This window comes from Clostridium beijerinckii HUN142, from assembly GCF_000621745.1.
GTDB lineage: Bacteria > Bacillota > Clostridia > Clostridiales > Clostridiaceae > Clostridium > Clostridium beijerinckii_A.
This window is the reverse complement of sequence record NZ_JHXK01000030.1, coordinates 23,986-40,955: the sequence shown is the minus strand read 5'-3', so window position 1 is coordinate 40,955 and position 16,970 is coordinate 23,986. Positions and strand designations below refer to the sequence as shown.

The window sequence follows — 16,970 nt, the reverse complement described above, 5'->3', positions numbered from 1 at the left end:
GTATAATTATTATAATTCTATACTCTGATTGATTAACCAAAAAGACCCTTGCGGGTCTCTTAAAATTTTATTCAATTGGGTCATCAAAACCTAAAATATTAGTAAATAGGTATCCACTTGCATATGAAACCAATACTCCTATTAAGAACACTCCTATTTTCCCATTTGCAATTAATAATGCTAAAGGTAGTCCTGATACACCCATGGCAACTGCTCCTACTTTGAATATCGCCATTGCCTCACCACCTACTGCTGCTCCTAAACAAGCTCCAACGAAAGGTTTCCCAAGAGGTAAAGTTATTCCATATATTAACGGTTCTCCTATTCCTAAAAATCCTGGTACTAATCCATTCTTAGCGATTTTCTTTAATCTTTCATTTTTTGTTTTTCTTAGTACAGCTATAGTTGCTCCTACCTGTGCCATTCCTGCTGTTGCTAGTATAGGTAATAATACAGTATACCCAACATTAGCTATTAAATCTGCATGTATTGGAGTTAATGCCTGATGCATTCCTGTCATAACTAACGGCAAGAATAGACCTCCCGATACTGCTCCTGATATGACTGCTATAAAAGTATTGTCTGATGCTATTGTTTTTGCGACTAAAAACCCTATACTATCTGAAATAGCTCCTCCAATTGGTTGAAGAATAAATAATGCTGCTAACGCTGAAACAGAAAGCGTAACTAATGGCGTAACAAACAAATCTAATACGTCTGGTACAACTTTTCTGCATGCTTTTTCAATAAAACAAGCTAACACTACTACTAATATTACAGATATAACTCCACCACGGCCCGGAGTTAATTTTTGTCCAAAAAGAGTGATATTTGCAAGAGTTGCTGATGAAAGAATTCCGCCTAATACTCCACCTAACATTGGCATTTGTGACCCAAACTCTTTTGCTGCATTTACACCAACTAAAACTGATAGTATAGCAAATACTCCATTCCCTATAAGCCCTATAATTTGAGCGGCTGTTGTTTTTGTATAAGCATCTTTGAAATACACTCCTGCAATATTATTTATTGCAAGCACAAGGCCACAAGCCACAAATAAAGGAATTAAAGGAATGAAAACATTTCCTAGTTTTTTAAGAATATTTTTAAACTTAGTATCATTTTTTTCTTTCAATTTAGCCTTTGTTTTAGCTACTGCATCTTCTCCTATGGCTACTACCTTTGTTCCTACAACTTTCTTTACTTCTTCAGTTACTTTATTTACCTTTCCTGGCCCATAAATAACTTGTAGTTGTTCTTTAGTCTCAACTATCCCAAGAACTCCTTCTGACTTCTTAATTTCTTCTATATTAGCTTTTGAAAAGTTATTTAATTCAAATCTACAACGCGTCATACAATTAGTAACTGATTTTACGTTATCTTTACCTCCAACTAATTCTACTAATTTTATAGCAATGTCTTTATTTGTCATAAATCCCCTCTCCTTTACTTATTATCTATTTCTTGTAACGCTTTAGCTATATAACCTTTATTTTTATCTAATTTAATTCTCGCCTCATCTTTATTTAGCTTTGAAAGTATCATAAATATTGCTAGTTTGACATCGTAATCTGTTTTATTTAGTGCTTCTGTGGCCTCTTCCATGTTTATACCCGTTGCTTTACAAACTATTCCTTTAGCTCTTTCAATTAGCTTTTCATTTGTAGCTCTTAAATCTACCATTAGATTTCCATATACTTTTCCAAGCTTAATCATGACACCAGTTGATATCATATTTAATACTAGCTTTTGAGCTGTCCCAGACTTTAGTCTTGTTGAACCTGTTACAACTTCCGGGCCAACCACTGGTGCAATCGAAATATAAGCTTCCTTTGCAACATCTGAATTTTCGTTACAAGTCACTGAAACTGTTAATGCACCAATTTGATCAGCATACCTTAATCCTCCTATAACATAAGGGGTTCTTCCAGATGCTGCAAGTCCTATTATTGTATCATTCTCTGTTATATTTTTACTCTTTAAATCTTCCACTGCTAATTCTTCTGAATCCTCTGCTCCCTCTTTTGCTCTAAATATTGCTTCTTTTCCCCCAGCTATAATTCCTTGTACTAATTCTTCCGAAACTCCATATGTTGGTGGGCATTCTGAAGCATCCAATACACCAAGTCTTCCTGATGTTCCTGCACCTATATAAATTAATCTTCCTCCTCTATGAATTCTTTCGGCTATCATATCTATAGCTCTTGCTATTTTAGGAAGCTCTTTTTCTACAGCGTTTGCTACCTTTTTATCCTCATCATTCATGATTTTTACCATTTCTAACGTTGATACTTTATCTATATTTATTGTCGTTTCATTTCTACTTTCAGTGGTTAGATTTTTTAAATTTAAACTCTCCACAATCATCGCCTCCATATAAAACATTTAATTTTGACTACGTTTTCACTCGATACATATATGATAGCACTTTTGAAATTTTGTTTCAATATATTTAAACAAATATATCACTTTGTTTCTTATTTCCTATTTGAATGTATCAACTTCTCTCTTAAAGTCATATAGATTTAATTGTCTTTTTAGTAAGACGTAATTATGTTAATTCCAGATTGTTTTAATAAGAACTACTTCAATTCCTTGTATCTATAGTGTTACAAATTAACTATAAACATTAATCTAAATTATCATAAAAATCTCTTGCATAAGAAATTTAAATATGTTATTATATCTTCACGGCCTAAGAGCAAATGATATTAAGTTGTTCAAGCAGGTTAATATATTGATTATAAATTCTGGGATATTCGTTAAGCTCTTATTTTGAACCTACACTTAAACTACGGGAGTTCAATTATTTAGATGGGGAAATGTACTTTCATATGAGTCCTTTTACGGCTTTGAAGGCGATTGAATCATCTGTGAGATCACCCACCTATCGAAGGATAGGGGTCAAAATTAGAGTACCGGTATTTTGGATATTATATAGGACATTCTATGCCAATGCTTAATATTAAGCATTGGCTTTTTATTTTTCTAAACTGAAATAAATGTTTAAAATTTCAAATTAACTATCAATATCTTTTCTTGTGATTATTATAACTATTCTTCATGAACTATTTTTACTGTGCTACATATGTGAATATAGCCTCTATATCTGCATTTATCATATTTTCTCCGGCTTCAATAGGGGTAGTATTACTAGTAGACTTAAGAGTCATTACTAGTGGTGTACTATTAATCTCATTCTGTTCATTTATTTGAATTGGTATAATATTTAACTTTACTTTAAGTTGCTCAGCTACAATTCTTGCCTTATTTTGAGCATCTTGGATAGCTCTTCTCAATGCTTCATAATAATACTTTGTTTCATCTGAGACAATAAAGATAATCCCAGTTAAAGAATTTGCTCCATTGCTTACTGCAGTATCAATTACTAAACCTACATTATTAACATTACTAATTAGAATTTTTAAATTATTTATTACTTCATATCCTCTAAAGACCTGTTTTCCATTTATATAATCATAATTAGGTCTTATATTATAATTTTCAGTTTGTATATTCTTAAGAGGCACTCCCAATGCTCTTATACTGTTTATAACTTCTTGAGTTATTTTAGCATTTTCTTCCTGCGCAACTTCCAATTGTAAATCTTCAGTTATAACTCCAAGGACTACTTCTGCTAAATCTGGTTTTACACTTACCGTTCCTTTTCCTATAACTTTTAGCTTATTGGATGAGCATTGATCATTGTTAAAATCATTTAGACTATAGATACCTCCCTGCCCTAAAGTATGCATACCATTTTTCCCTTCAAAAAATTAATCATTAATTCATAATATGATGCATCATCAGAAATGTCTCTAAACTACACACAGCAATGTTAAGAATTCTTTTATTATAAACTTTATAATTAGAAAGAGCATTAAATTTATTTAAAATTTAATGCTCAAATATATAAATGTTCTCTAATATTTTTAAGTTCGTAGCTATAAAGTCTCACTATAAAATTATTGTATCATTAAATCTTATATTATTATTTGGCATAACGACATCATGCATTTAAAATATGATTTACTCAAGTCAATATCTTAAAAAGAATAATGTTTTTCCACAACTTCCCTTGTAAAACCATAATCAATGATGACTAGCTTTCCATCAATCATTCCCCAGCTGCTTTTCCTGCAAAAATCACCTAATAACAACTTATAATGTTTCTTTATTTCCTGTAATTCCTGAGTTTTTAAAAATTCATCCTTATTCGATACATTAAAATACTTCCATACATATAAAATATCATTTACCTTATTTGCTTTTTGCATTATAAGCAAACTAAAGTCACTTGAAACCTGTATAACTTTTGCAAATAACTTAGTGTGGTCATCGCCTGAAATTCTACATTCAGCTTTATTTTGTGCAATCCCAGCCTTATTTTTTGCTATTTTTAAAACATATCCATTCCCTAAATCGAATACTTTCCTACCAGAGCCTGAACCAATATATTTATAATAACCTTGTGTTATATTAAACATAACTTTATCAAAATCAATAGTCATTCTAGCACCCGCTCATAACCATATTTTAACCTATTCGAATACTCTACATATTATATTACTCTGCTATATAAAAATTTGTTCTGACTAAAATAAACTTTATTTTTATTGGTTCCATATATTTCCTTTTCTATATTGTGTAGGTTTATAAAATATTTTGCTAATACATTAATTTCTATTCATATACTCAAGCATAATTTCAAATCGTTAACCATATTCTAATATATGGTTGACAATATTAAATATTAATTATATACTTGTCTTGAAATTATTTAATAAATTGGGGCGAGGTAAAATTATATGGAGAAATTAGCAGAAGAAATTATTAATGGAAGACGATTAACTAGATGTGACGATTTAGAATTCTTATTAACTTGTGATCTAAAAAAGATTTGTGATGGCGCTGATAAGATTCGTAAAGCACTATGCGGAGAAAACGTAGACCTTTGTACAATTATAAATGGTCGTAGCGGAGGATGCAGCGAAAACTGTAAATTTTGTGCTCAATCAACTCACCATAAAACAGAAATTAAAGAATATGATTTTTTAGATCCTAATGTAATTTTAGAAGATTGCAAAAAAAATGAAGCAAATGGTGTACACCGATACTCCATTGTTACAGCTGGAAGAGCATTAGTTGGAAGTGATTTTGGCAAAGCTGTACAAGCATACAAAATGATGCATAAGGAATGTTCTATCAACTTATGTGCATCTCATGGCTTTTTAAAAGAAGAACAATTTATCCGCTTAAAAGAAGCTGGAGTCACAATGTACCATGCGAACATCGAAACTTCCAAAAGAAACTTTCATAATATTTGTACCACTCACTCATATGAGGACAAAATTAAAGAAATTAAACTAGCACAAAATGTAGGTTTAAAAGTTTGTTCAGGTGGTATTATAGGAATGGGTGAAACTTGGTATGATAGAATTGACATGGCTATAAGTTTATCAGAACTTGGCGTTGTATCTATTCCAATAAATGTATTAATGCCTATCAAAGGTACTCCATTAGAAAATCTAAAAAGGATTTCTAATGGCGATATCTTAAGAACAATTGCAATTTTTCGTTACATAAATCCAAGCTCCTATATTCGTATGGCCGCTGGAAGAACTTATTTTGAAGATGGTGGCATAGAAATTTTTCGTTCTGGAGCCAATGCAACAATAACTGGTGACATGCTGACTACTGTAGGCAATAATACATGTCAAGACAAAATGATGTTTCAAACACTAGGTTTTACAATTGAGAAAGAATTATAGAAAAAAAATATAATATACAAGGGAGATTTAAAACTATGGAAAATATACACAAAACTAGCGCGCGTCAGTTGACAATAATCGGAATAATGAGTGCTTTTCTATGTATCTCAGGGCCATTTTCAATCCCTATTGGTATAGTACCAATTTCATTAACAAATTTAGCAATTTACCTTACTATATATATAATTGGAAAAAAAGAAGGAACGATTAGTTACCTTATTTATCTTCTCATAGGTGTAGTAGGATTGCCCGTTTTTGCAGGATTCTCTGGAGGATTTACTAAATTAGCGGGTCCAACAGGTGGATATCTAATTGGATTCGCTTTTATGGCATTTATAAGCGGAATATTCATTGACAAATTTCCTAATAAAATTTTTATGTGTTTTTTAGGAATGTTAATAGGTACAATAGTAACCTACACTTTGGGAACAATATGGCTAGCATATGTGGTACATCTACCATTTAATAAAGCCCTAACAATTGGTGTTCTTCCATTTATTCCTGGTGACCTTGCAAAGATGATAATTGCATCACTAGCAGGACCTCAAATTAGGAAAAGAATTAAAAGTGCTGGATTATACTAGTTAAAAATACTCCAAACGCTATTATGTAAGTTCCAAATAGTATAATTCATTCTCAAACAAACTATTTGAGCTATTATCCGATAGTTTAAGATAAATTTTAATGAATTAAACTTTCTACAACATATATTAACTAAAAAGGATTTTCTTAAATTATAAAAATTAAAGAAAATCCTTTTTATTATAAATCATTCAACTTCACGTCTACTTCTTTCTAGCTTCTCTAAGTATTCTCTCACTTATCTCTTCAACTTCTTCATTATTCAATCCTTTTCTTTTAATAGCATTAGCAAATACATTTGTCATTTGTTCCCAATCACTAATTTTCTCTGAATGTAATTTTATCTCTTCTAATAATTCATATACCTTTTTATTCATACCATTACTCTCCTCGTCAAATCTACTATATTAGTATAACAAAAAAATAAGAATCATAAACAATATTTCTACTGTCTACGATTCTTATTAATTAAACCGCCTTGATAAGAAAAGTTCTTAATTACCTTATTTTTATCATCTTCTGTTTTCTTTATTTTACTTAATTTAATCCTAATGTTTATTATCATATCTTTCCTCATCCTATGTATTAATTAACGTGAATAGTTAATTTTTATATACGTATTATTTATTATTTTATAATTGAACTTCGCTTTTATACTATCAATACTCGATATTTTCTCAATATAATACATATCTGCTAAAGTTAGATCTCTTAACTCCGCAACAAATTCAAATTTAGAACATTTTGCTAAATTATCATTTATAACTTTCATGATTTCATTGTGTATCTTCATAGCATATCACCTCTCATATATATTAACTTTTAAAAAACAACCTGCTTCAATTATTTACTTTTAGCTATATTATATTTAATTGCTAAATATAAAAAACCAATCAAAACTAACTAAAAAAATTAATTAGTTTTGATTGGTGGGTTGCATCATTAACTCTAAATTCTCAAGATGCCCAAATACAGAGAATTCTTCATAGTTCCCAATCTTTGTATATTTATGTTACTTTATGTCTTTCTATGTATATATTATAACAATAATATAAGAAAAATCAACATTAAATGCAATAATTACCTTACAATATTTATTACATCTTTAAAGGTAATTATTAAATTTATAAAAAACTTTTTTACTGTCCTTAAATATCATATTTAAGTTTATTTTAATATAATGTTTATATTGAATTAACATATTTGTTATAATTTTGTAATAATTATCAGATATAATAGGGAAATAAGATAATTCCTTATTAATTATTTATCCTTATATATAAAATCGTTTATGGGTAACTTATTACGTATTGTAATAAGTTACCCTTGTTAATTTTATAATTCTCATATATTTCTTTATACAATTTATAATCTTAACTTTAGATTATTACCAATAACTACAACATTTAAATTAATATATCTTTTATAAAAAACAGCATCCCTCATAATTTTCATAAAAAATTATGTAGAATACTGTTTAATGGATGTTATCATCCCCTGTATTTATGAATACTTGATATTAATACAACTTAGTATTTTCAATATTTTTAAAGTTTTCTACCCATTATCACACCCATGGCTGATGCCATCATAAGTCCCCTAGTCCAGCCACTTGAGTCACCTAAACAATGTAAGCCTTTTATATTAGTTTCGAAATTTTTATCTAAATCAATTCTATTACTGTAGAATTTTATTTCTGGACCATATAATAATGTTTCTCTACTTGCAAATCCTGGGACTACTGTATCCATAGCTTGTATAAAGTTTAGAATATTTGTCATAGTTCTATATGGCATAGCTGATGTTAAGTCTCCTGCTTCTGCATCTGGTAATGTATGTCTAACGTTTGATTCATACAATTCCTTTTCCCAAGTTCTCTTACCATCTAATATATCGCCATATCTTTGAACTAATATTTTTCCATTCCCCAACATATTAACAAGTTCTGCAACCTTCTGCCCATATTCAATTGGTTCATTGAAAGGAGCCGAAAAATTATGTGAACTTAAAATTGCTAAGTTTGTATTATCAGATTTCTTATCTTTATAAGAGTGACCATTAACTATTGCTAAATTATTATCATAATTCTCTTGACTTACAAAACCGCCTGGATTTTGGCAGAAAGTCCTAACTTTATCTTTAAATGGCGCTGGATGCCCTATAAGTTTAGATTCGTAAAGTACATTATTTACACTTTCCATTACTTCATTTCTGAGCTCAACTCTAACACCTATATCAACTGGTCCTGCACTATGATTTATCTTGTGCTCAATACACATGTCTTTTAACCAATCAGCACCTTTTCTACCTGTTGCTACAACTACTTTATCTGAAAACATTTCTTCGTCATTACTTCTAGTTAATGAATCTGTTATTAATACCCCAGATACTTCATTGTTTCTTATCAAAAGATTTTTAACTGTTGTATCAAATTTAATTTCAACGCCAGCATTTAATAGATGTTTTTGAATCTTCAAATATATCTCTTGAGCTTTTTCAGTTCCTAAGTGTCTTATTGGACAATCTACTAATTTTAATCCACCTTGTATTGCTTTTCTTCTTATTTCTTTAACTGCTTCATTATTTCCTACACCTTCAACTTTAGTATCTGCTCCAAAGTCCAAATAAATTGAATCTGTATAATCTATGTATTCTTGTATTAAATCAGCTCCTGCAAGTTCAGGTAGATCTCCACCTACTTCATAGCTTAAAGATAGCTTTCCATCTGAAAACGCTCCTGCGCCAGAAAATCCAGTAGTAATATGACAATAAGGTTTGCATGATACACACTTTTTAGTTTTATCTTTTGGACAATGTCTCTTGTCAATACTCTTTCCTGATTCAACTAAAAGGATTTTAGATTGAGGTTTTTGTTTCTTTAGTTCATATGCAGTAAATATTCCTGCTGGACCAGCACCTACTATTATTACATCATAATTCATTCTTATCTCTCCTTGACATTAAATATAATTTTTAAGTAGACACTTATAGTCCTATAGCAATTTACGGTAGCTTGGTAGAAACATCCGACCCTTATTATCAGATTTATATAAGTGAATATTATTAACTTTTTTTCAAAAATAGTTCTTATTACTAGGTAATTTTAGCTCATATATTAATAAAAATCAATAACAAATTATTTTTCTCTTCTTTTTTTTCTTACAAACACGAACATTAACCTAAGCGCAAAGAATAAATCTCTCATCTATATGATCGTATTGCCTTATAAAAATAAAAATTTATTGTATTTTAAATTAGTAAAAACCACCAAAATCATAAATTGTGATTTTAATGGTTTCTTACATACAAAAATAAAGTTATTATTTTACTATAGATTTTCTTTCTCCAACTGGCAATAATAATCCAGACTTTGATAAAACAGGCCTTATAGCATTATAAATAATACTTACTAATATTACTGATACTACCGCATTAACAAAAGTTGCAAATACACTTACTTTTGCTAATACTGCTGCCATTTGCTGTGGCTGTCCAAGAATATATTGTTTATAAAAATATCCAGCAATAGGATCAAAAACAACATTAAAAGCTAATCCTCCAATTGCAGCAATAATAGTCCATTTAGCTATATACTTTTTATCACTACTTTCATCTATTTTTGCATATTTATGAGCAATTAACCCAGTTATTAAACCAATACATAGCTTTAAAATAAAGGTCTTAGGTGCTCCAATGGCATATGTTGGATCCAGTAGATCTGAAATTGTCATACCTATAGCCCCTGACAATCCACCATACCAGCCCCCAAGAAGCAATGCTGCTAATACACAAAATGCATTTCCAATGTGTAGCGAAACCGCATCCTCACCAACAGGTATTTTTATTGAAAGAAAAGTAAATGATACAAAGCATAATGCCGCAAGGACACCTGTCTGAATTACTTTTACAATTCTTGAATTCTTATTTTCCATATAATAGTCCCCCCTTATTGTATTATTCTATCTTCATAGGAAAATGTTGTGATTATTATAACACTATAAGATTTCTCTAGCAATTGTATGGGTCCATTTATATTTCATATTGCATTTTTTATTATATAAAAAATAAAGGCTCCCCTAAATCATAAATTAGCGGAGTCTTATAATAAGAATTCTTTATTTTAATTACAGTATATTTATTGAATTTAGCTTACTTCTCAATTGTTAAATAATAAATATTGCAACTATTGTTGTAATGATTAATCCTATAACAACCGGTTTGAGGTTCTTTTTAGCTAATTCAAATGCATCTACACCGCAAATCGCTGCTACTGGTATTAGTGCCCATGGGATCACGGTTCCTCCACCTACCCATATTCCGGCAATTTGTCCTAAAGCTGTTAATGTTGCTACACCACCACCCAAAGCGGTTGAGAATATTTTAGAGATAGATCCTACCAGAGATATTCCTGAAAATCCTGATCCATCTAATCCTGTAATTGCGCCAACTACTGTGAGTGTACCAGCAGAAATAGTTGAATTTATTGGAACGTTGTTTGCAAGTGCGGCACCTAAGTCATTAACTATACCATTTGAACCATCTGGAAGTATCTTCCCAAATATATCTATAAATGCTGAATCACCTAAATAAAAAAATGCTGCTATAGGTATAACAACCCCAAATATTTTGAAACCGAACTGGAGCCCTTTAACAAGATTATCAGTAATTTTATCTAAAGATTTTTCTTTGTAAGCTAATATTGAAATTAAACTCAAGATGAATATAGCAGTACCTCCAATAAGCGCTGTTGCATCACCACCCTGTAATTTAGCAATATACATTATAAAAATATCTAAGGCAAATAATACTAGAATTAATAAAGCTAAAAACCTTCTTATTTTTCTTGAAGAAATAAGCATTGAAGGACTTGAAATTGATGTTGAACTTTCTATTTCTTCATATTCACTAGGTAGCTCTCCTGATTTAATCTCCTTTCTAAGGAAATAAAATGCAGCCACAGTTGTAACTATTCCCATTGTTAGTTCAAGTGGAATACTTGCAGATATAACCTCAGAAACTGGTATACTTGCTGCATCAGCAGTAAGCTTTGGTGCTGCCTGAATTATATAGTCGCTTGATAAAGCTATACCATGCCCAAATAAATTCATTGAAATAGCTACTCCCATAGCTGGAAGTCCAGCTTTCTTAGCAATAGGTAGAAACAACGCCCCTATAAGTGCAACTGCTGGAGATGGCCAGAAAAACCACGATAAAACCATCATAAAAATTCCAATTACCCAATAAGCAATCCAATAATTTTTAATCACTTTTCTAAAAGGAGACACCATCTCATCATTTATTCCAGAGTCCATTAATGTATTACTCATTGCTGTTATTATTGATATTATAAAAATTGTTGGCATCAATTCCTTTGCTGCATAAACAAAACTATTAAATACTCCCATTACAGATTTATAAATTGATTCTGTTCCGGCCAATCCCAGAATAAAAATGCCTAGTATACATAAAAGAGAGATATCTTTCTTCTTCACCATAGCCAATATAATTATAATAATAAAAATAAGATAAATATAGTGAAGCGGTGTTAATACTAAGTTAATCATATATTTCTCCTATAAAAGTTCTTATACTTATAAATTATGTGGGAAATATATGCTTAGTTACTATATATCAAACAATTGTCAACAAATATTTTTTATTTAGTAATTCCTTATTATTTATATCAGTTATTTATAAATCATCCCAATAAATCTTCTCAGCCTTTTCATCTGTTTTTGAATGTTTATCAAACACCTTGACTATTATAGCTGATAACAAAAAGCCAACTACTCCACCTACTATTTTAAAAGTTCCTTTAGAAGCCAACTGTATATTTTCAGCTATTATTCCACCTATAAAAGCTCCTACAAATACCAATATTATTGGCAAAATGAAAATCATGAACGCAGCTAGTATCATACTAGTATTTTTCTTTTTTGTCTTTAAATTTGAGCCATTTTCTAAATCTCTCATAAAATTCCTCGCTTTCATATTAATATCTTTGTATAATCGTTTATTAACTTGTTTTACCTGCATGATAATATTTTTAGATTAAAATATATCCCATTCTAATTATATATTTTAATCCCGATACTTGTCTTCTATAATTTTATATTATCACCAATCATTGTAAAAACAAACAATAAAAAATAGACTTGGTGAAATTATTAATTACCAAGTCTATAAAATATTTATATTGCAAACAATTATTAATTAAATAAATAAGTTTAGTCCAGAACCTTCTGTTGATCCTAAATATGAAGCAACTCCACCAATTTCAACTCCATCAATAAATTCTTCTTTTTTAATACCCATTAACTCCATGCTCATAGAACACGCTACCACTTTAACTCCCATATCTATAGCATTTCTTATTAATTTTTCTAAGCTATCAACATTATGCTTTTTCATTATCTTCTTTATCATAACAGGTCCCATGCCCATCATGTTCATTTGTGATAATGGTAATTTACCAGCATGTGCTGGGAGCATAGTATCAAACATTTTTCCCATAATATCTTTAGTTATGCTAGGCTTATCTTGATCCTTTAATATATTTAGCCCCCAAAATGTAAAGAACATCGTTACTTCTTTCCCCATGGATGCTGCTCCTGTAGCTATAATAAACGAAGCTATTGCCTTATCTAAATCTCCGCTAAATACTACTAAAGTAGCTCCATTTTTTTCGGCAGTTTTTGGAGATAGTGTTTTTTCAACTGATTCTAACTCTTTTCCTTTTTGAATATACGCTACAAATGCTTTTTCTTTATTATCAAATTCTGATTTTAGCAATGTATTTCCTGTTGAGTCGCACCATGATTTTATATCCTTACTAAATCCAGGGTCACTTGCTTTAACTTCTAAAACACTTCCACTTTCCATTTTCTTAACTTCTTCAAACACTCTTTTTATTGGTCCTGGACATTGAAGGCCACATGCATTCAGCTTAATATCAGCATTTACTTTGCCCAAATCTATATTTTCTTCCCTCATTACGGCTACCTCATTATTAATTCTCTCACTCTTTTTAAACTGATTTCTAATCATTTCTTTAGCTCTCTTTACATATAGATATGTTTTCATTCCACCATCTATATTTGTACACTTTATTCCATTTTGTTCAAGGATTCTGCAAGCAATATATCCTCTTAGACCAACTTGGCATGTAACATATATATCCTTGTTTCTTGGGATTTCATTTAATCTATCTCTTAATTTTTCTAGAGGAATGTAAATAGAATTTTTCAAAGTACCTGTAACTAATTCAAATTCTTCTCTTATATCTATAATTGATGATTTTTGTTTATCTAAGCTATCAATTTCATTCCATTGAATTGTTTTCGTAATTCCTTCTATAATATTTGATGCATAATATCCAAGCATATTAACTGGATCTTTTGCAGAATTATATGGAGGTGCATAACACGGCTCAATATCTTGCAAATCAAAAACTGTAAGATTGCCTTTAATAGCTGTTGCGAGGACATCTATACGTTTCTCAACGCCATCAATTCCCACACCTTGTGCTCCAAATATTTTTCCTGACTTTGGATCGAACAACATCTTTAATGATATAGGAAAAGATCCTGGGTAATATCCAGCATGAGAACCTGGGTGTATATGAGTTGTTTCATATTCTATAGCTAGCCTCTTTAATAGCTTTTCATTATTGCCTGTTGTAGCTACCGTATAATCAAATATCTTTGCAACAGCTGATCCAAGGGTACCTTTATATTCAACATTTTTTCCACATATATTATCGGCTACTATCCTACCTTGTCTGTTCGCAGGCCAAGCTAAAGGAATCATTGTTGGTTTTTTATTTACAAAATCTATGACTTCTACTGCATCTCCCAATGCATAGATGCTCGAATCTGAAGTTTTCATAAATTTATCAACTATAATAGCGCCTCTTTCATTTAATTTAAGATTAGCTTGCCTTGCAATTGTTGTTTCTGGCCTAACTCCAATTGATAATATTATCATATCGGTTATTATTTCTTTTCCGCTGCTAAGTATGATTTTATTCCCGTTATCTTTAAATTCAGATACTCCATCACTTAATATTAATTCAACATTTTTATCTATTAGATGCTCATGTAATATACTTGCCATTTCTATATCAAGAGGAGCCATAACTTGATCACTTGCTTCTACAAGAGTAATATTTATACCCCTTGCATGAAGGTTTTCAACCATTTCAAGACCTATAAATCCTCCTCCTATTACTGTTGCATGTTTTGGTTTTTTATTATCTACGTAATATTTAATTTTATCTGTATCCGGTATATTTCTTAAAGTAAATAAATTATTGCATTCAGATATTCCATGTATTTGTGGCTTAATTGGTGCTGCTCCCGGAGATAAAACTAAAATATCATAAGTTTCGTCATATTCTTCTTTTGTTCTAAGATCTCTTACTCTAACTTTTTTGCTTTCCTTATCTATACTAATAACTTCATTTAAATTTCTTATATCTAAATTAAACTTACTGCTCATTTCTTCTACAGTTTGAACTATTAATTTTCCTCTTTCATCAATAGCCTCTCCTATATAGTATGGAAGTCCACAGTTAGCAAAAGATATATATTGACCTTTTTCTATCATAATGATTTCAGAATTTTCATCTAATCTTCTAAGTCTAGCTGCAGTTGATGCTCCCCCTGCAACTCCACCAACAATAACAAATTTTCTAACCATAATAGCTCTCTCCTTTTTATAAATTAATACATTGCTCAATCATATTCTTGTTTTTATAAAAATTAAGCATTATACTTGCCTAACGCTATAAAAATATAATATTAATATTTTTATAAATACAGTGCATTTCTTTAATTTAAGTTTAGCTAATACAGCTGATATGTTCTGTGACTTTATCACAAAGATTATAAATTTCAATCAATGCTATAATAAAATAATCGTATATAATTTCGGTAAAGTATTACATAAATCCATATTAAAAGCTGTTTATCTATAATTATTAACGTTTAAATATTCTGCTTTAAACAAATACTAAAAGTGAGAAATGAATACATTAAGGAGAGATTTTTATGTCAAAAACAACTGGTATAGTTAAATGGTTTAATTCTGAGAAAGGCTATGGTTTTTTATCTTCTGATAATGGTGATGATGTTTTCGTACACCACTCCCAAATTAAAGAACAAGGTCCTTCCAAAGATTTAAGTGAAGGTGAAAGTGTAACATTTGATATTGAGAATGGACCAAAAGGGCTCATGGCTACAAATGTCCAAAAGTTATGATTAGAATAAATGTGACTTGGCATGCGCACTTCGTGGTAATATATTTTCCTACCTGATACTACTGACCTAATTGACACAATTAGGTTTCAGTATTAAATCTTTTATAATTTCATAGACATAAAAAAAGAGTTGTAAGAAAATCTTACAACTCCTAATAAAATAATATTATCTTCTATTATTTTGTTCCTTCTTAATTCTTCTACAAGATATACATCTTGTAGGTTCATTAGTGAATCCTTTTTCTTGGTAGAATTCTTGTTCTCCTATAGTGAAAACAAATTCTTCTCCACAATCTCTGCATACTAAAGTTTTATCTGTCATATAAAGTTCCTCCTTTAACTAAAGATTAATATATTGATTCATATAATTCTCTAAAGGAGAAATTTACATATCTATAAAAAACCTTTTATTTCATTTACAATATTTATTATAACATACTTCAGTAAAATAGCAACCTTTTTCGACTTAACTTTTTAGATTCATTGAAAGATCTAATAACTCAGAGGCCTCATCACTTGTTAAGCATTTTGCTTGAGCAATCTCTTCCACTACAATTTTCTTTATATAATTTAACATTTGTTTTTCACTTGAATTTAAACTATGCCATCTTTTCAATTGTGTTAAATCAAAAATAACTTCAATAAATTCATCAAATGTACCTGACTTCATTTTTATTTTACTTATACTCCTTCTTTCTTTATAATTAACTTTAGAAAATTTTTCTGCTTCTGCCATGAATCTATCTACATGTTTTAAACTATTCTCTAATGTTTTAATATCGCTTACTAACCTCATATTAGATGTATTTGCTGCACTAATAGGTAAAGTTAATTTCATGGTATTATTAATTAAGTGTATTATATAACATTTTATTTTCTCACCTTTGAGTTCCTTTTCTTCTATAACATCAATTGTTCCTATTCCTTGACTTGGGTATACAACCTTATCTCCTATGTTAAACAAAAAATGACCTCCTCACATGTAATAAAATTAATAAAACTAAATTATATAAAATTTTAATATTGTAATTATTTTTTGAATATAGATACAATTAAGCACTCTAAATAGCTCATTTTCAAATGCCTACTCATCTTATATAGAAAAGTTTTCACTTTCTAGTATGGTATTTATTGAAAGGTAGAAATCCAATTTTTAATTGTTTATCTATGTCGTCAATTTCTCCATATAAGTCCTTTTTTTAATTGAATTCTACATGTTACCACTCTTTCATAAAACAAGATCTTTATTATCCAAAATATATTTTATGTAAATTTCGTATAAAAATACATATGATTTATTAAAAGAAGCAGATTTTTCAATTTATTGTTTTCATATAGTTAATTTTAGAGTATAATAA

General features: G+C 29.7%; 16 protein-coding genes, 1 other RNA gene and 2 riboswitches. Of the genes, 4 read left to right on the top strand and 13 right to left on the bottom strand.

The genetic code is table 11. The features are described 5' to 3' along the window. Nucleotides 1-67 precede the first annotated feature (67 nt). Both T483_RS0114065 and murQ read right to left on the bottom strand, forming a co-directional pair. Nucleotides 68-1,432 (bottom strand): PTS transporter subunit EIIC, encoded by a 1,365-nt coding sequence (locus tag T483_RS0114065; RefSeq protein ID WP_026887440.1) that lies wholly within the window; start codon nucleotides 1,430-1,432, stop codon nucleotides 68-70. Nucleotides 1,433-1,446: 14 nt separating this feature from the next. Continuing rightward, on the bottom strand, nucleotides 1,447-2,367 hold the full coding sequence (gene murQ / locus T483_RS0114060; protein WP_431603154.1) for an N-acetylmuramic acid 6-phosphate etherase: 921 nt from the start codon (nucleotides 2,365-2,367) through the stop codon (nucleotides 1,447-1,449). Between the two features lie 377 nt (nucleotides 2,368-2,744). Between murQ and ssrS the strand changes: the two genes are divergently transcribed. After that, a non-coding RNA gene (gene ssrS / locus T483_RS30500) (6S RNA) lies at nucleotides 2,745-2,937 on the top strand. 137 nt (nucleotides 2,938-3,074) lie between these two features. Here ssrS and T483_RS0114055 read toward each other — a convergent pair. Both T483_RS0114055 and T483_RS0114050 read right to left on the bottom strand, forming a co-directional pair. Beyond that, nucleotides 3,075-3,755 carry an SIMPL domain-containing protein gene (locus T483_RS0114055; RefSeq protein WP_026887438.1) on the bottom strand — a complete coding sequence of 227 codons (681 nt, stop codon included), beginning with the start codon at nucleotides 3,753-3,755 and terminating at the stop codon, nucleotides 3,075-3,077. Between the two features lie 291 nt (nucleotides 3,756-4,046). Beyond that, nucleotides 4,047-4,511, bottom strand: coding sequence for a hypothetical protein (locus T483_RS0114050; protein ID WP_026887437.1), 465 nt, complete (start codon nucleotides 4,509-4,511; stop codon nucleotides 4,047-4,049). Nucleotides 4,512-4,808: 297 nt separating this feature from the next. On the opposite strand from T483_RS0114050, the gene bioB reads away from it, so the two are divergent. Both bioB and T483_RS0114040 read left to right on the top strand, forming a co-directional pair. Then, nucleotides 4,809-5,771: a biotin synthase BioB gene (gene bioB, locus T483_RS0114045; protein WP_026887436.1), complete on the top strand. Its 963-nt coding sequence runs from the start codon at nucleotides 4,809-4,811 to the stop codon at nucleotides 5,769-5,771. A gap of 35 nt (nucleotides 5,772-5,806) precedes the next feature. Continuing rightward, nucleotides 5,807-6,355, top strand: a complete 549-nt coding sequence (locus T483_RS0114040) for a biotin transporter BioY (protein ID WP_026887435.1) — start codon at nucleotides 5,807-5,809, stop codon at nucleotides 6,353-6,355. 201 nt (nucleotides 6,356-6,556) lie between these two features. On the opposite strand, the gene T483_RS31620 is transcribed toward T483_RS0114040, so the two are convergent. The 7 genes from T483_RS31620 to T483_RS0114000 form a co-directional block, all read right to left on the bottom strand. Next, complete coding sequence (locus T483_RS31620; protein ID WP_196244878.1) at nucleotides 6,557-6,730, bottom strand: hypothetical protein; 174 nt, start codon at nucleotides 6,728-6,730, stop codon at nucleotides 6,557-6,559. A 212-nt stretch (nucleotides 6,731-6,942) separates the two neighbouring features. Beyond that, nucleotides 6,943-7,146: a hypothetical protein gene (locus tag T483_RS0114025; protein WP_026887434.1), complete on the bottom strand. Its 204-nt coding sequence runs from the start codon at nucleotides 7,144-7,146 to the stop codon at nucleotides 6,943-6,945. 126 nt (nucleotides 7,147-7,272) lie between these two features. Continuing rightward, nucleotides 7,273-7,356: riboswitch (cyclic di-GMP riboswitch) on the bottom strand. 544 nt (nucleotides 7,357-7,900) lie between these two features. Then, nucleotides 7,901-9,295: an NAD(P)/FAD-dependent oxidoreductase gene (locus tag T483_RS0114020; RefSeq protein WP_026887433.1), complete on the bottom strand. Its 1,395-nt coding sequence runs from the start codon at nucleotides 9,293-9,295 to the stop codon at nucleotides 7,901-7,903. A gap of 26 nt (nucleotides 9,296-9,321) precedes the next feature. Further along, nucleotides 9,322-9,426: riboswitch (purine riboswitch) on the bottom strand. A gap of 247 nt (nucleotides 9,427-9,673) precedes the next feature. Next, nucleotides 9,674-10,285 carry an ECF transporter S component gene (locus T483_RS0114015; protein ID WP_026887432.1) on the bottom strand — a complete coding sequence of 204 codons (612 nt, stop codon included), beginning with the start codon at nucleotides 10,283-10,285 and terminating at the stop codon, nucleotides 9,674-9,676. Between the two features lie 231 nt (nucleotides 10,286-10,516). Next, on the bottom strand, nucleotides 10,517-11,917 hold the full coding sequence (locus T483_RS0114010; protein ID WP_196244877.1) for a hypothetical protein: 1,401 nt from the start codon (nucleotides 11,915-11,917) through the stop codon (nucleotides 10,517-10,519). 127 nt (nucleotides 11,918-12,044) lie between these two features. Beyond that, nucleotides 12,045-12,326 (bottom strand): SoxR reducing system RseC family protein, encoded by a 282-nt coding sequence (locus tag T483_RS0114005; RefSeq protein ID WP_051560391.1) that lies wholly within the window; start codon nucleotides 12,324-12,326, stop codon nucleotides 12,045-12,047. A 240-nt stretch (nucleotides 12,327-12,566) separates the two neighbouring features. After that, nucleotides 12,567-15,053, bottom strand: a complete 2,487-nt coding sequence (locus tag T483_RS0114000) for a CoA-disulfide reductase (protein WP_026887429.1) — start codon at nucleotides 15,051-15,053, stop codon at nucleotides 12,567-12,569. 350 nt (nucleotides 15,054-15,403) lie between these two features. Between T483_RS0114000 and T483_RS0113995 the strand changes: the two genes are divergently transcribed. Next, nucleotides 15,404-15,613 carry a cold-shock protein gene (locus T483_RS0113995; RefSeq protein ID WP_026887428.1) on the top strand — a complete coding sequence of 70 codons (210 nt, stop codon included), beginning with the start codon at nucleotides 15,404-15,406 and terminating at the stop codon, nucleotides 15,611-15,613. Between the two features lie 165 nt (nucleotides 15,614-15,778). On the opposite strand, the gene T483_RS0113990 is transcribed toward T483_RS0113995, so the two are convergent. Further along, nucleotides 15,779-15,934, bottom strand: a complete 156-nt coding sequence (locus tag T483_RS0113990; RefSeq protein WP_026887427.1) for a zinc-ribbon domain-containing protein — start codon at nucleotides 15,932-15,934, stop codon at nucleotides 15,779-15,781. Between the two features lie 144 nt (nucleotides 15,935-16,078). Then, nucleotides 16,079-16,576 (bottom strand): CarD family transcriptional regulator, encoded by a 498-nt coding sequence (locus tag T483_RS0113985; protein ID WP_026887426.1) that lies wholly within the window; start codon nucleotides 16,574-16,576, stop codon nucleotides 16,079-16,081. Nucleotides 16,577-16,970: the final 394 nt, after the last annotated feature.

Bases quoted from the DNA above. Each gene is read 5' to 3' on its own strand.
- T483_RS0114040 (WP_026887435.1), top strand. From the start codon at position 5,807: ATGGAAAATATACACAAAACTAGCGCGCGTCAGTTGACAATAATCGGA.
- T483_RS0114000 (WP_026887429.1), bottom strand. From the start codon at position 15,053: ATGGTTAGAAAATTTGTTATTGTTGGTGGAGTTGCAGGGGGAGCATCA.
- T483_RS0114015 (WP_026887432.1), bottom strand. From the start codon at position 10,285: ATGGAAAATAAGAATTCAAGAATTGTAAAAGTAATTCAGACAGGTGTC.
- T483_RS31620 (WP_196244878.1), bottom strand. From the start codon at position 6,730: ATGAATAAAAAGGTATATGAATTATTAGAAGAGATAAAATTACATTCA.
- bioB (WP_026887436.1), top strand. From the start codon at position 4,809: ATGGAGAAATTAGCAGAAGAAATTATTAATGGAAGACGATTAACTAGA.
- T483_RS0114010 (WP_196244877.1), bottom strand. From the start codon at position 11,917: ATGATTAACTTAGTATTAACACCGCTTCACTATATTTATCTTATTTTT.
- T483_RS0114055 (WP_026887438.1), bottom strand. From the start codon at position 3,755: ATGCATACTTTAGGGCAGGGAGGTATCTATAGTCTAAATGATTTTAAC.
- T483_RS0114050 (WP_026887437.1), bottom strand. From the start codon at position 4,511: ATGACTATTGATTTTGATAAAGTTATGTTTAATATAACACAAGGTTAT.
- T483_RS0113990 (WP_026887427.1), bottom strand. From the start codon at position 15,934: ATGACAGATAAAACTTTAGTATGCAGAGATTGTGGAGAAGAATTTGTT.
- T483_RS0113995 (WP_026887428.1), top strand. From the start codon at position 15,404: ATGTCAAAAACAACTGGTATAGTTAAATGGTTTAATTCTGAGAAAGGC.
- T483_RS0114065 (WP_026887440.1), bottom strand. From the start codon at position 1,432: ATGACAAATAAAGACATTGCTATAAAATTAGTAGAATTAGTTGGAGGT.
- T483_RS0114025 (WP_026887434.1), bottom strand. From the start codon at position 7,146: ATGAAGATACACAATGAAATCATGAAAGTTATAAATGATAATTTAGCA.
- T483_RS0114005 (WP_051560391.1), bottom strand. From the start codon at position 12,326: ATGAGAGATTTAGAAAATGGCTCAAATTTAAAGACAAAAAAGAAAAAT.
- T483_RS0114020 (WP_026887433.1), bottom strand. From the start codon at position 9,295: ATGAATTATGATGTAATAATAGTAGGTGCTGGTCCAGCAGGAATATTT.
- murQ (WP_431603154.1), bottom strand. From the start codon at position 2,367: ATGATTGTGGAGAGTTTAAATTTAAAAAATCTAACCACTGAAAGTAGA.